Below are 13,920 nucleotides of genomic sequence, written 5' to 3' on the forward strand. Positions count from 1 at the left end.
AATTTGTAGCTTCTCGTAATCGGCTTTGAAGTATTGAAAAACATCAAAACTAAAATTTCCTTTTATCCCATAAAAACGCTTCAATAGCCTTAAAAAAGATCTATTGTTGCCGCTTTTTTTGGCAGAAAAATTAGTGCTATTTTGATTCTTATTCATCGGGGCAAATGTAAAAAATAATATAGACGTAATGCAATGCTTTTTATTAAAAAAAAACTAAGATTTGTAATCCTCGAAAGCCTTTAGAATTAATTCGTTTTCAACAGATTGATTAATTTTAATTTTTCCGATGCCTTCAATCAATGCAAATTGAATCGTTCCGTATTCATTTTTTTTGTCATGAATAAGCAATTCCAGTATAGGATCAATATCACTTTCATCAAAAACAACATCATCGTAAATTGATTTTAGAGTTGTTTTTATTTGATCGTATTCAGCATTGGTAATTAAATTTTTATGCAATGAAATATAACTTTCTAAAATCATTCCAATTGCAATAGCCTCTCCATGTAATAAAGTAGTCTTGTTTTCATTTTCTAAAAAATAACTTTCTATTGCATGTCCTAAAGTATGACCAAAATTCAATGATTTTCTAATGTTTTTCTCCGTTGGATCTTGCATTACAATTTCATTCTTGATTTCAACAGAACGATAAATAAGCGTATCGAGTTTTTCAAAATCAATCGATCCAAGATCCAGGAATAATTCCCAGTATGCTTTATCATAGATTAAGCCATGTTTCAGCATTTCGGCAAGACCAGAACGCATTTCATTTTGGGGAACTGTTTGCAGATAGTTAGTATCAATCAAAACCATTTCTGGAGTATTGATAACACCTATTTGATTTTTTAAATTACCTAAATCCACTCCATTTTTACCACCAACGGATGCATCCACCATTGATAATAGGGTAGTAGGGATATGTATAAAATCTACACCTCTTTTGAAAGTAGATGCCACAAAACCTCCCAAGTCTGTCACAACACCACCACCAATATTAATAATCAATGTTTTTCTATCAGCACCAAGCTCAGTAAGAACGTTCCAAATCTGAATACAAGTTTCTATATTCTTATTAGGTTCACCTGCTTCAAACTCTATTATTTCTATAGCAAGATCTGTCTCCAATAGAGGCAAAAACTTTGGCAAACAATGATCATTTGTATTACTGTCTACTATAATAAATAGGTTAGAATATTTATTTTCTTGTAAGTGTTGGTTTAGTTTTTTATATGCTGTTTCATTAAAATGAACAGGATAATTATTGGCTTGTATAGATTGCATCATGGTTATTTAATTGAAAGCGCAAAATAAGGCATTTTTTACTGAATAATATTCATAGTCTCTTTATATTTGCATAAAAAAATAACATAAATGGAACAAATATTTAATAATACCCAAGTTGCCTTTTCATTGAAAAGCGATACAGAATTAGATAGAGCTTATTTTCTTTTTAAGTTAATAAGTAGTCAACCTTTAGTTCGAATAGGAACAGCGGTTACTAATTTTGCAATAAAAGCCAATCTTCCTGTTGAAAGTTTAATTCGTGCTACCGTTTTTGACCATTTTTGTGGTGGAGTAAACGAAGAAGACTGCTTATCTGTAGTTGATAAAATGTACACCAAAGGAGTTTCTTCGGTTTTGGATTATTCTGTAGAAGGTAAAGAAGAGGAAGATCAATTTGATGCTGCTCTTAAAATGACATTGAAAACTATAGATTTTGCAAAAGAACGTCAAGCAATTCCGTTTGCAGTTTTTAAACCAACAGGTTTAGGTCGTTTGGATTTATATGAAAAATTAGGAGAAAAACAAGCGTTAACTCCTGATGAGCAAGCAGAATGGGATAGAGTAGTAGCTCGTTTTGATTTAGTTTGTAGTGAGGCCCACAAAAAAAATGTTGCCTTATTGATTGATGCTGAGGAAAGCTGGATGCAAGATGCTGCTGATGATTTGGTTACTGAAATGATGCGCAGATACAACAAAGAAAAAGTAATTGTATTCAATACTTTACAAATGTACCGTTGGGATCGTTTGGATTATTTGAAAAAATTACACGAACAAGCCAAAGCCGAAGGATTTTTTATAGGAATGAAATTGGTTCGTGGTGCTTATATGGAAAAAGAAAACGTTCGTGCTACAGAAAAAGGGTATCCAACTCCAATTTGCGCTTCTAAAGAAGCATCAGATATAAATTATGATGCAGCTGTTGTATATATGGTAGAACATTTGGACAAAATGGCCATTTTTGCTGGAACTCATAATGAGTTGAGTACTTATAAATTGATGGAATTAATGAAAACTAAAGGAATTCCATCGAATGATGACAGAATTTGGTTTGGACAATTATACGGAATGAGTGATAACATCAGTTACAACTTAGCCGAAAAAGGATATAATATTGCAAAATATTTGCCATTCGGACCTGTAAAAGATGTTATGCCGTACTTGATCCGTCGTGCGGAAGAAAACACTTCTGTTGCTGGACAAACCAGTCGTGAACTTTCTATGATTAAAGCTGAGAGAAACAGAAGAAAAGAAAAATAGTTTCTTTTTCTTTTCTAAAATAAAAAACCGGTGATTATACAATCTGCCGGTTTTTTTTTATCCTAATACGTTAACTACTTGTAAATCGTAATTGATTGCATTTTATAGTCAAAATAAATTTGTTAGAAGTAATTTAATTAAGAATTACTAAACTGCAATTTGCTCAAATTCTTATACAATCCATTTTCTAAATTAATTAATTCCTGGTGTGTTCCCTGTTCACTAATTCTACCATTGTCAAGTACTAAAATCTGATCAGCAGAACGAATTGTAGAAAGACGGTGCGCAATGATAATACTTGTTCTTCCTTCCATCAAGATTTCCAGAGCTTTTTGGACCAGTTTTTCGCTTTCGCTATCTAATGAAGATGTTGCTTCGTCTAAAATCAATATCGATGGGTTTTTCAATAAGGCGCGTGCAATAGCAATTCGCTGTCTTTGTCCTCCTGATAGTTTAATACCTCTTTCTCCAACCACTGTTTCAAACTTTTCAGGGAAACCTTGTATAAAGTCATAAGCATTAGCTTGCTTGGCTGCTGTATATATTTCTTCATCTGTAGCATTAGGCTTACCATAAGCAATATTCTCTTTAATAGTTCCTCCAAAAAGGATTACATCCTGAGGAACAATACTCATATTACCACGAAGATTTTCCAGATCGTAATCATAAATGTTTTTTCCGTCAATTAGAATTTCTCCACTATTTATATCATAAAAACGTAATAATAAAGAAGCAATAGTAGATTTTCCCATTCCGCTAGGACCAACAATGGCTATTTTTTGTCCGAAGCTGGCCGTGAAATCAATTCCTTTTAAAACCTGAACTTCTTTTCTAGAAGGGTAGCTAAAAGCCACATTATTGAAAGTTACATCTCCTTTTATTTTATTTATGACAGGAACGTGTTCGTTTGAATTAATTTCTTCCGGCACTTCGTCCAGCAATTCAAAAACTCTTTCGGTGGCACCAATCGCTTTTTGCATTTGTGCATACAACTCGGCAATACCTCCTGATGATGCACCTACATAACTTGAATACAGGATAAAAGTAAATAATTCACCTACCGTGATTTCTCCGGCAATACTCAGTTGTACCCCATACCAAACAACTCCTACAATGGTTCCGAACAAACAAATAATAATAAAAGAGGCAAAGTACCCTCTAAATTGTCCACCCTTTATACCAACTTTAACCACTTCTCTGATTCTGTCTTTGTAACGTCCTATTTCGTACCATTCATTGGCAAAAGCCTTAACAATACTAATACCTTGCATGGTTTCTTCGACCACCACTTGACTTTCGGCCACTTGATCCTGCACTCTTCTAGAATATTTTCTAATAAACCTTCCAAAAATAACTGCTGCAACACCAACCAACGGAACTATAGAAACCATCATAATAGTCAGTTTAATATTGATGCTGGCTAGCATGATAAAACTACCTATTATCAATATAAATTGTCTTAAAAATTCAGCTATGGTAGTTGTTAGAGTGTCTTGAATCTGTGTGATGTCATTACTGATTCGGCTATTTAATTCACCTACACGCTTATGCGAAAAGAAGGTCATTGGTAATTTAACTAAATTGGTATACAATGCTAGTCGGACATTTGCCAATGTGTTTTCTGTAAAATTAACGAACAGTGAAAGTCTAAAAAAAGAGAATACAGATTGTAACAAGAGTACACCCCCTAAACCTAAAGCAATTTCATTGGCCAAGTGGGCATCTTTTTTGTTTACACAGTCTACAAGCATTCCCATAAATTTAGGAAAGGCTAGGGCAGTCACACTGGTTAGTAGTAAAAATAGTAACCCAAGATAAAATTTCCATTTATGATGTGCAGCATATTTAAATATTAATAGCGCTTTATTTAGTGAACTTGCTGTAATTTTCGATTTTGGTAAATCATTTTCTTTGAATCGGGCCATTATTTTTTAGTTTATTATACAAATGTAATGCTATAAGCAAGCTGTAGCAAAAAAATAATGCAATTTTATATTATGATAACCCGCTGTTACTGAGTTTGTAAAGAAATTTGTTCGTTTTTTTATGAATATTTTTCATTTTTTTGCTTGCAAATACGAGTTCTAGTTGTATATTTGCACACGCAATCACGACAACGACACTTGTTAAGATTCAAAAATAGGGCGATTAGCTCAGCTGGTTCAGAGCACCTCGTTTACACCGAGGGGGTCGGGGGTTCGAACCCCTCATCGCCCACAGATTTAAAGCATTTAGAATAAGCGATTTACGGAAGTAAATCGCTTTTTTTTATGCAAAAAATTAATGACTTTTTAAAAAACATACACAAAAACGTACACGGTTTAGAAATGAAACGACAATATTCTGACCCAAAAATCTATACTGGAGGTGTTGATATAAAAAAATGGAAAACACTTTCAGAAGCCCAAAAACAAGCAGCCTTAAAAAAGAATTGGTATCTATACTATTCATTTCGTGACCCCGAAACAAATTTACTAACTCGTCAACCAAACATAAAGGATGGTGTAAATTGGTATAAGACCAAAGAAGAACGTTTAGAGATTTTAGAAAAATACCGCATTAGTTTGTCAATCGTTTTAAAAAATGGCTACAATCCATATACTCCTGATGATACCGTAGAGGAAGATGTTATTCTGACCATTGAAGAAGCCTTTGCAATGGGAATAAAACTAAAAGAGAAAGTATTAGCCGAAAAACCATTTGCTACCTATAAACTAAGGATAAATCATTTTAAAGAATGGCTCTATAAAAAGCAATTTATAGGAAAACCTATTACGGCAATCACAAAAAAAGCCGCACAGACCTATTTAAACGAAATTGTTGCCAAAACATCTGCCCGTAATTACAATGATGCTAGAGGTATATTATCATCTTTATTTCAAGTATTACAGGATAATGATGTTATAGCGGATAATTTTATTTTAAAAATTCCGACTTTAAAATCAACTCCAAAAAGAAATAAAACCTATACTCAGACTGTTCAAGAACAAATTTTTAAAGACCTCAAAGAAAAGGATAGTCAATTGTTGCTCTTTATTTTGTTTATTTCATACAATTTCCTGCGCCCAGTAGAAGTATGCAGATTGCGAGTTGAAGACATTGACATTATTGGCAAACGTATTTACATAAAAGCTAAAAACAAGCCTGTAAAAACAAAAATTATTCCCGAAATTATGCTTCGGGAGCTACCAAATTTAGAAAATAAAAACAAAAAACATTTTCTTTTTACTCCCAATGGAATAGGAGAATGGGTGACTAAAAACGAAGACGACAAAAGAGGCTATTTTACTAAACGATTTAATAGGGTAGTTAAAAAACCTTTGGGACTTGGAATTGAATATGGATTATATAGTTTCCGCCATTATTTTATTGGAAGACTATATCAAAAATTTGTACAAACAATGACCCCTTTCGAAGCTAAATCTAAGCTAATGCTTATTACGGGACATTCAACAATGAGTGCGTTAGAGAAATATTTACGAGACATAGATGCTGCTCTTCCTGAGGATTATTCAGAACATTTAAAATTAAATTGGCCAGTTGAATTGTAGATTTTTTTTTATTCCTGATTCTTAAAAAAATCTGCTTTTGAAAGAAAACATATTGAAAAGCTGATTATAAACTAAAAAACGCCATTCTGATAACTAAAAAAGTCTCTTTATTAAGAGACTTTTTTTTAAGGGCATTTCATGTATTCTATTTAATCGATTAAATAGAATGATTAGCTATTAGGAATTTTGATTTTCAAGAACATCATTGCTGATCTCTTTTAAAAGTATTTCCCGTGACTTGTCTAAAAACTCAGCTTCATCAATGGGTAATAATTCAATTGCAATATTCAATATTTGTGCGATATTGACTTTTGAACTTTCCTCAGAATCAGAACCACGCTCAGATTCATCCTCTATGGAGCGCACACAAAGCCTTATAAGGTCGGAGATAATAAGCATCAAGTGACTGTAATCATAAACGGTAAATGATACGGCATATAAATCCTTTTTCTGTTTGTCAGGTGTTAATGTTGTAAAAAGTGCACTGACTAGTTCATGTAATTCATGTTTGGTTTTAATATTATTGGTTTCCATAGTTACTCATTTTTCAATTGGATTACTAATTTTTCAAGATACTTTGATATTTTACATCGAAGCTTATTTACCCAGTCTTGAAATTTCCTGTATCGCTTTGATAGTATAAGCCAACTCATAATTTTGCTTTTTAGATGTTAAACACTATTTTTAATTTGTATTTTTGTTTAGCATACGCAAGTAAGTAATAGATTACAACATAGCGAACTGTTCGAAATTGTATATTACAAATACATACTTGTTTTTTATTAAAACTGATTTTTTTTACAGGATTTTAAATATCTTTGAGCTATGAGCACAGAAACAAAACCAAAACATATAGGCAGAAATATTAGCCGTATAAGAGAACTAAAAGGTATAAAGCAAGAAGTATTGGCTAAGGCTATTGGTGTAAGTCAACAGTCAGTTTCTAATATGGAAGCAAATGAAACAATTGAAGAAGAAAAACTTATTGAAGTTGCAAAAGCTCTTGGAGTAACCGCAGAAGCAATCAAAAATTTTTCTGAAGAAGGGGTTATAAATTATTTTAGTGATATACATGACAACGATTTTAATAATAGTCAAGTTTTTGCTCCATACAGTTCCAACAATTGCACATTCAATCCACTAGATAAAATTGTAGAGCTTTACGATGAAAAGGAAAAGCTTTACGAACGTTTATTAGCAGCGGAAAAAGAAAAAATCTCTTATTTGGAAAAATTAGCTGATAAGAAATAATATAAAGTTTAGTTTACATAAGAAGAGGCAGTCTAATTTTTTAGACTGCCTCTTCTTTTAATTGGAATTATGAATTAAATAGACAGTATTTCCTTCATCAATAAAACTATTTTATCTTGTTTATCTGTTTATATAAAAGATTAACAATATAAAGTGTTAAAGAAAATAACAGTACAATTGTTGCTACTGGCGAATAAGTAAACCTTATAAAGTATTTCTAATCTGTCTTTTTTTTAGGAGATAAAAAATAGTACCAATAATTAGAATTGGTAAAACAAAATAATAATAACTCACAAAATGATAAGTACCATTATAGCTAGCTAAATAAAAATAATCAGCAAGGTAAAGATAGGCAGATAACAAAATACAGAGTACCACAAAAATTAAATAGTATTTAGTAATTGGCTTTATTTTCAGGTATGAAATTGGTGTTAAGAACATCAACAAATATTTTGAATAATGTCTCTCTTGGGATTCCTCTACACGTTTTTCTAATTTTTTTATTAAAATTGCCCTCAAATAAAAAACAGTCCCAATAATAAAGGCAGCAACCACGAAAAAGAAATAACTTATTAGATAGTAAGTGTCATACAAATTAATGGTATAAAAATGTTGATAAAAGTAAAAATAGACAAACAACAAAATGCAGAATGTCACAAAAAACAAATAATTTCTAGTTAGTATTTTCATATATTTCATTATTAAAAAAAGCATTATACATTTTGAAATGTCCTAAATATATCCCTTGAAAACTAATATTATCTATGACAGTATGAATTAATTCTTGTGGGAACTTTTGATATAGGAGTTTCTTTTCTACAATCGATTCTATATCTAAAATTAAATCTTTCAACTTTCTAGTGTCTGTATTTGCCCGTTCAAGTTCATTTATTTTTAATTGTGAAAAAAACGGACTAGGTGAATGTTTCATCGATACAATTACATAATAAGGACTTAAAATACTTAAGTATAATGTGATAGAGAATAACTTACCATCTTCAAAAACATTTAAAAAAAACTTAACGCATCTATCCTGATTATCTAGTCTTGAGAAATCTTCAAAATCTTTTAAAACTAAATCTTCTTCAAATTCTGCTTTAATACTACTTCGTAATTTCTTGTTTTCATCAGAATTAAAAAAATCTATAGTTGACGACAATCTTCTATACTCTTTGGTTTGAAAATATTTTTCATTTTCATCCCAAGGACATACATTCTTAGGATAAAATAAATAAGCCAAATTTACTAAAACTTCATATATCATATAAAAATAATTTAATCACAATTTCCTGAACTTAGTGGATTCGTTTTATATTGTGTGGCAGTAAGATTCGAAGTTGAGTTAAAATTTACTATGCCTCCATTGGTATAGTCCCTATATTCCTTAATTAATTGTTCTTGAAAATATAATTTAACTGTTAATTCAGAAACTTCTGTCTTACCAAATTTAGCAATTGTTTCATCCATAGCCAACTGAAGAACTCTTGCAGAAACTGTTGCCGCAACACCTGAAGTTACATCTCCATTGCCTTTGTTAAAATTTATTGGCATACCAAAACTTATAGGCTGGGGGTAGTTGATAATTTGTGTTATCTGAATATGGTTAGGTGGAGTTAATAAAACAACTTTAAAACTAATATTTTTAATCAATGCTTCTTGCCAATTAGCACCTTTTTTTGCTGTAAAATTAAAACTTTCACAACTAGGAGGAGGAGAATCTGCTGGACTTGTTGTCGATCCATCACCACCGTTACCACCAATTGAAGTATTTCCTCCTGTACTTATTCCTCCAGTTACTGGACCACGAGGCGTATAGACCACCGGAGTTCCAGTACTTGAAACCGTTATAATAACTGGTCTTAATGGAATTGGATTTCCGCCGCCGCCATCTGTATTGCAATCCCCATCTTGACAGGGAAGGACAGGCGGTGCTTTGCCAGTAACTTTATTAATCGAAACTGTTTTGGCTTCAACCATTTTAACATCTTGTTCCATCAATGCATCGTCTTTCTCACAACTTAATGCAATGAGAAGAAAACAGTATAGCATTACTTTTGCAATTCTTTGTAATTTGTTTTTCATTATTTCTTTTTAGTGTTAATAAAGTATTTATAACGTAAAGTGTTTCTCGAGAACGTTTTAGTTTTCACAAAGTAAGAATATTTTTATTTAAAAAAATAATTGAAAGTAATAATTGTTGTATTGTATTTTACAATCGACTTCTATTGTTGTTAAAAAGTAAGACTAATTTTTAATTTGATAAGAGGTTTATCAACAAAAAAAAGCGGTACCAATTGCACCGCTATTCACACAATAAATAAAATGGCTTAATTTTAGAAAAACTTATTCCTCACTTCAATTTTAAGATTTAGACTAAGGCATTCTATTAAGAATCCTCCATCAACTGCTTTTAAAGTCGAAAAGTCAAAAGGAATATAATTACCAATAGCAATACTTTGATTTGCCATTAAGTACACTTCATTTGTTCTCGTATCTTGGTAGATACGCAATAAATGATACCTACCACCCCAAAAATTAAATGTTGATGTGATTTTTATGTACATGCCATTCATTTGGAAAGTATCAATAGATGGGATTAATCTATTTTCGGCACTATCAGTCATCATAGTACTTAAACCGTTCTCATTGTCAAAATGATTGGGAGCCCAAAAATTAATTTGTGAAGTACTGGCAAGCTGAAAAACTGACTGGACAATATATTTTTTGGATTGTGTGTAAGATGTAAAACCGTAAACATTTCCTCTATACTGTGGACTCTCGTATATTTTAAAAAAAGGAGTTGTAGGCGGAAAATTAGTCACATGTACCTCTTGAGCTTGTCCTTGTCCGTCTGCATTATTCTCAAAGAAAAATTTTTCCGAAAGTTCCTTTAAAAAATCGTCAACGCTAGACGAATAAATTATAGGTTCACAAACGGAACCGTCAATTTCGCGATAATCTAAAACAAAGGGACTCTTTTTAAACGAAGTTTCATTTTGTATTTTAAATTTATTGGTGTTTGATAAATCCTTAACCACATTTTGGGCAGGATTAAAAGAAGTAATAATAGTGTTGTCCGCTATTTTTCGAAGCGATACGTTGCCGCTTGCTTCTTTTATGAATTTTACTATTGGACTCATTTGCTTATTTTTTTACCGTTTTTTTCTTTTTGGTCGCTTTCTTTTTAACTACTTTCTTTTTGGTTGCTTTTTTAACGGGTTTCTTTTTGGCAACTTTCTTCTTAACACTTTTCTTCTTTACGGTTGGTTTTACAGTTACTTTTACAATTTTACCTCCTTTAAGATACTTAAATCCTTTTTTTAAAGTGCCGTCTGCTTTAAGCCCTGTACTTTTTAATACTCTGGAACATACCGTTTTTAATCCTCTTACTGATGTTTTTTTTACTGCCATGATTGATTTTTATTAATTTGATTTTTGATTAATTTACCAGGAATGATAATTTCTTTTTCGCCTTTGGTTCTGACACCGTTTCGGCTTTGTCCTGTATTAGCTTTTTATAAAAAATGTTGAATTTCAAGCCGTCGAGCGGTTTGTTTTGATAGCGGTTTTTGTCGGCATAGATATAATTATCTCTATAGTCTGCCATTTTTTCGGTAAACAAAACAATGTCCGCATCAAACTGACTTTTACTGCCTCCGCGCATTTTGCCATCTGTGGTTTGTTGAAAAATGACAATGAATAATTTACCGTTGTATTTTTTACGTAAATCTTTATCGACTTCAAACCCTTTATGCATTTCCTGCATTTTTGAGAAACTATCTATTACTACAATTTCGCTGTCCTGTATTAATTTCTCTAAGTCTGAAATACTTTTTACTTCTGGAGCTACAATATTCTGCAATGCTTTTGCATTCAAATATTCATTGGCTTTGTCGTAATACAAGGTGCTTTCGGGATGCTCTTCAATACTGGCGTGTCCCACTTTGTAATTTTGAGCTAACGCATTCATAAACTGAAAGCACATTCTCGTTTTCATTGAACCCTGACCGCCTGTAAGCGAAATCACAATACTTTCTTTTTGCTTACGCTCTATTTGTCCTAGAAAATCCGCTATATCTTGATTCTCAATTTTGAAACAGTCAACATTAGTAGGTCTGTTAGCCATCTTGTAAGCAAGAGAATTTTTGTTTACATTTTTCTCTGGAGTACCCTTTGGGGTATACCCCAGTTGTTTATTTACTTCGTTTTTTGTAGCACCTTTTGGAGCGTTTAATCCTTTTACTTCAGTAATAGGTTCAGACTTTTCTTGATGCGTTCCTTTATTCTCTAAACTCGGTATAACCGCAACAAGTAACTTCCAATTGTGTTGTCCAAAAGTGTTTAATTGTCTTTGCCAAGCTCCTTCTTTCGGCGACCATTTAAAAGCCAATCCGCTACGTTTTAGAGCCGTTCTAATCTCTTCATTGGGTTTGTCCTCAAAAAACAACTGAAGACGGTTTATGTCATAATTCCAAACCGCTTTCCCGCCGTCAAAATCTTTTTCCTTATTGCCCTCTTCTTTTTTGACATTCAATTTTTTCTCCAGTTCAATTTGAGCTTTTAAATTACGGATACGAGCCAATGCATTCGTACTCACATAGCTTCCCAAAGTCGTAAATCCACTTTTATGGGCTTGGTTTATAAAATCTTCGGAAAACCCCATTTTTATAAGTTCTTCCTTTTTTTGGTCGTCCGTTATTTTTTTACGCATGATTTTATTAAAGTCAAGCGTTTTTTGATGCTGCTCTTCTTCTTTTTTTAATTTTATTTCGAGTTGTGAAAGAGCTGTTTGTGAACCTGTTTTTATGATTACAGGCTTTAATTCTTTTGCGAATAAATTTTGGTATTTTTTACCATATTCAACCAATGCGTTTAATCGGCTGTCTACAATAGCATTTTTTTTGCGCATACGAGCCACGGGGAAATTCGAACTACCCGCAATCATGGTAGAGAAAAGACCGTGTCGGCTTTTTAAATAGGCGAGAGTATGGGATAAATACCCTTCTTTAAATCGTAGAAAACGTTTTTCAAAAACAGAAAGCAAGTCGTTTTTCTCAGCAATTTTCATTTGTTGCTCCCAAACAGCATCCATAAATTGGACATAACTTTTTTGTTCGGATTCAGCCCTTTTTTCGGGACTGAAACTCGTACCCGTGTGTGCATGATACGCCGTGTTGTATGGAATATCCTTAATGGAGAACGGTTTTACAAAAACGCTTTTTTTCGACACAAATGCTTTCTTTTTTCCATAATTGGATGCTTTTTTATGTATTCGGACATGAGGTTCTGAGCCTTCAGTTTCATCCTCTTTTGCCTTTTCACGTCCTAGAATATGGTTGGTTCCTTTTTGTGCCTGAGCGCTAGCTTTGAGAAAGAAACGGTTATCATTGGTCAATTCATCCACTAGTTTATCATTCCAACTTTTCAAATACTTCGCAGAATTTTCTTTGGTGTGAAACAAAATACCCGATTCCCCACAAAGGAAAACCGCACCCAGTTCTGCCACCAATTCCTCAAAAGCATACGCTTTTTTATCTTCCTTAGACCCGTCTCTTTTTCGGGTGTCATTCCCTCTGTCTAAACGTTTGGAATGTCCGGTACTATGAACCGCTTCATGGAAATAAGCTGAATAATAAAATTCTTCACTCGAGAAAGCTGTAATACTCGGCATATTTAAACGGTCTTCCTTCGGATAATACGCCGCAGCATCACCCACAAAAGTATATTTTGGTGGGTTTTGATAGCCGTCAATAATAGCCTGCGCACTCTCGATGGGGTCAGTCTCTTTGGTTGGCGTGTGGTCTTCTTTGAATTTCAAGCCTGTACAATCGTCAGCACGATAAACGTTGTAGTATTTGATGATTGGAATTTTGTAACTGTTTTTGTCCAAATCTGTTTTGCCCAGATTCTCGCTCTTTACGAATTCAGTCCATTTTGCCCTGTCAGTCGTTTTAAAAGCCAATCCCTTGTGATTGTCGTAACTAAAAATAAGAGTGTAATAAATAACGCGTCTGGGTTTGGCACCTTCGTTTAGGATGGTATTAGCTTTTTTTATTTGGTTGAAAGTTAGATAATAGGGCTGCTTGAATTGTATAGGCACTAAATACGGCTCACCGTTTTCATCGTATTTTACGTCAAAATTGAGAATGTAATTGGCACCCGTATACTCTTTCCCCGAAACATAATTTTTGGCACCTCCTAAAGCTCCCGAACCTTTCCACTCTTTTTGCCAAGGCAAATGCCCCACGGTATCGATGGTGTTGATTATCATTTTTGTAATATAATCATAGATTTCATTAGGTGAAACGGCTTTACCCAGTCCCTCACTATCATCCTCCGAATGATACTCAAGAGTAGGCAATAACATATCGGCTTCGACTCCGTTTAGTCCGTAAGGCTCAACAGGGCTTTTTATTTCAATAGCAAAAGTATTACCCGCAAAAGCATGAAGTACTTTAGTTATTCTTTTCTCTATTACAGTATGCTGCTCTTTTTTGGCTATTTCCTGTAGTTTTTCAAGGTATTTCCTTTCTACTATAGTTCCGTTTAAACTATTGAATTCTTGTGCTAAGGTCAT

Annotated in this window: 11 protein-coding genes and 1 tRNA gene; 4 read left to right on the forward strand and 8 right to left on the reverse strand. The window is 32.9% G+C overall.

Annotated features, from left to right (window positions below; genetic code table 11):
* Positions 1-213: 213 nt before the first annotated feature.
* Positions 214-1,281 (reverse strand): 3-dehydroquinate synthase, encoded by a 1,068-nt coding sequence (aroB, locus tag OZP08_RS13270; protein WP_268849512.1) that lies wholly within the window; start codon positions 1,279-1,281, stop codon positions 214-216.
* Between the two features lie 90 nt (positions 1,282-1,371).
* On the opposite strand from aroB, the gene OZP08_RS13275 reads away from it, so the two are divergent.
* Positions 1,372-2,541, forward strand: coding sequence for a proline dehydrogenase family protein (locus OZP08_RS13275; RefSeq protein ID WP_268846556.1), 1,170 nt, complete (start codon positions 1,372-1,374; stop codon positions 2,539-2,541).
* A 137-nt stretch (positions 2,542-2,678) separates the two neighbouring features.
* On the opposite strand, the gene OZP08_RS13280 is transcribed toward OZP08_RS13275, so the two are convergent.
* The gene (locus OZP08_RS13280) at positions 2,679-4,466 is read right to left on the reverse strand and encodes an ABC transporter ATP-binding protein (RefSeq protein WP_281322068.1); all 1,788 of its coding nucleotides are present in this window, start codon (positions 4,464-4,466) and stop codon (positions 2,679-2,681) included.
* A 217-nt stretch (positions 4,467-4,683) separates the two neighbouring features.
* On the opposite strand from OZP08_RS13280, the gene OZP08_RS13285 reads away from it, so the two are divergent.
* Both OZP08_RS13285 and OZP08_RS13290 read left to right on the forward strand, forming a co-directional pair.
* Positions 4,684-4,758, forward strand: a tRNA-Val gene (locus tag OZP08_RS13285).
* Positions 4,759-4,811: 53 nt separating this feature from the next.
* The gene (locus OZP08_RS13290; protein WP_268846557.1) at positions 4,812-6,092 is read left to right on the forward strand and encodes a tyrosine-type recombinase/integrase; all 1,281 of its coding nucleotides are present in this window, start codon (positions 4,812-4,814) and stop codon (positions 6,090-6,092) included.
* Positions 6,093-6,269: 177 nt separating this feature from the next.
* Here the strand turns inward: OZP08_RS13290 and OZP08_RS13295 are convergent, their stop codons facing one another.
* Positions 6,270-6,626 carry a hypothetical protein gene (locus tag OZP08_RS13295; RefSeq protein ID WP_268846558.1) on the reverse strand — a complete coding sequence of 119 codons (357 nt, stop codon included), beginning with the start codon at positions 6,624-6,626 and terminating at the stop codon, positions 6,270-6,272.
* Positions 6,627-6,917: 291 nt separating this feature from the next.
* On the opposite strand from OZP08_RS13295, the gene OZP08_RS13300 reads away from it, so the two are divergent.
* Positions 6,918-7,343, forward strand: a complete 426-nt coding sequence (locus OZP08_RS13300) for a helix-turn-helix domain-containing protein (protein WP_268846559.1) — start codon at positions 6,918-6,920, stop codon at positions 7,341-7,343.
* A 673-nt stretch (positions 7,344-8,016) separates the two neighbouring features.
* Here the strand turns inward: OZP08_RS13300 and OZP08_RS13305 are convergent.
* The 5 genes from OZP08_RS13305 to OZP08_RS13325 all read right to left on the reverse strand — a co-directional run bounded on the left by OZP08_RS13305 (position 8,017) and on the right by OZP08_RS13325 (position 13,920).
* Positions 8,017-8,607, reverse strand: a complete 591-nt coding sequence (locus OZP08_RS13305; RefSeq protein WP_281322069.1) for a hypothetical protein — start codon at positions 8,605-8,607, stop codon at positions 8,017-8,019.
* Between the two features lie 11 nt (positions 8,608-8,618).
* The gene (locus OZP08_RS13310; protein ID WP_268846562.1) at positions 8,619-9,425 is read right to left on the reverse strand and encodes a hypothetical protein; all 807 of its coding nucleotides are present in this window, start codon (positions 9,423-9,425) and stop codon (positions 8,619-8,621) included.
* A gap of 251 nt (positions 9,426-9,676) precedes the next feature.
* The gene (locus tag OZP08_RS13315) at positions 9,677-10,483 is read right to left on the reverse strand and encodes a hypothetical protein (protein WP_268846563.1); all 807 of its coding nucleotides are present in this window, start codon (positions 10,481-10,483) and stop codon (positions 9,677-9,679) included.
* Between the two features lie 4 nt (positions 10,484-10,487).
* Positions 10,488-10,754, reverse strand: a complete 267-nt coding sequence (locus tag OZP08_RS13320; RefSeq protein WP_281322070.1) for a hypothetical protein — start codon at positions 10,752-10,754, stop codon at positions 10,488-10,490.
* 28 nt (positions 10,755-10,782) lie between these two features.
* Positions 10,783-13,920 carry a zincin-like metallopeptidase domain-containing protein gene (locus OZP08_RS13325; protein WP_281322071.1) on the reverse strand — a complete coding sequence of 1,046 codons (3,138 nt, stop codon included), beginning with the start codon at positions 13,918-13,920 and terminating at the stop codon, positions 10,783-10,785.

Source organism: Flavobacterium aestivum (assembly GCF_026870175.2).
GTDB classification, from domain to species: domain Bacteria; phylum Bacteroidota; class Bacteroidia; order Flavobacteriales; family Flavobacteriaceae; genus Flavobacterium; species Flavobacterium aestivum.

What these genes read in the sequence shown, in the direction of transcription:
- OZP08_RS13280 (WP_281322068.1), bottom strand. Translation starts at nt 4,466, where the DNA reads ATGGCCCGATTCAAAGAAAATGATTTACCAAAATCGAAAATTACAGCA.
- OZP08_RS13310 (WP_268846562.1), bottom strand. Translation starts at nt 9,425, where the DNA reads ATGAAAAACAAATTACAAAGAATTGCAAAAGTAATGCTATACTGTTTT.
- OZP08_RS13320 (WP_281322070.1), bottom strand. Translation starts at nt 10,754, where the DNA reads ATGGCAGTAAAAAAAACATCAGTAAGAGGATTAAAAACGGTATGTTCC.
- OZP08_RS13290 (WP_268846557.1), top strand. Translation starts at nt 4,812, where the DNA reads ATGCAAAAAATTAATGACTTTTTAAAAAACATACACAAAAACGTACAC.
- aroB (WP_268849512.1), bottom strand. Translation starts at nt 1,281, where the DNA reads ATGCAATCTATACAAGCCAATAATTATCCTGTTCATTTTAATGAAACA.
- OZP08_RS13305 (WP_281322069.1), bottom strand. Translation starts at nt 8,607, where the DNA reads ATGATATATGAAGTTTTAGTAAATTTGGCTTATTTATTTTATCCTAAG.
- OZP08_RS13315 (WP_268846563.1), bottom strand. Translation starts at nt 10,483, where the DNA reads ATGAGTCCAATAGTAAAATTCATAAAAGAAGCAAGCGGCAACGTATCG.
- OZP08_RS13295 (WP_268846558.1), bottom strand. Translation starts at nt 6,626, where the DNA reads ATGGAAACCAATAATATTAAAACCAAACATGAATTACATGAACTAGTC.
- OZP08_RS13325 (WP_281322071.1), bottom strand. Translation starts at nt 13,920, where the DNA reads ATGACCTTAGCACAAGAATTCAATAGTTTAAACGGAACTATAGTAGAA.
- OZP08_RS13300 (WP_268846559.1), top strand. Translation starts at nt 6,918, where the DNA reads ATGAGCACAGAAACAAAACCAAAACATATAGGCAGAAATATTAGCCGT.
- OZP08_RS13275 (WP_268846556.1), top strand. Translation starts at nt 1,372, where the DNA reads ATGGAACAAATATTTAATAATACCCAAGTTGCCTTTTCATTGAAAAGC.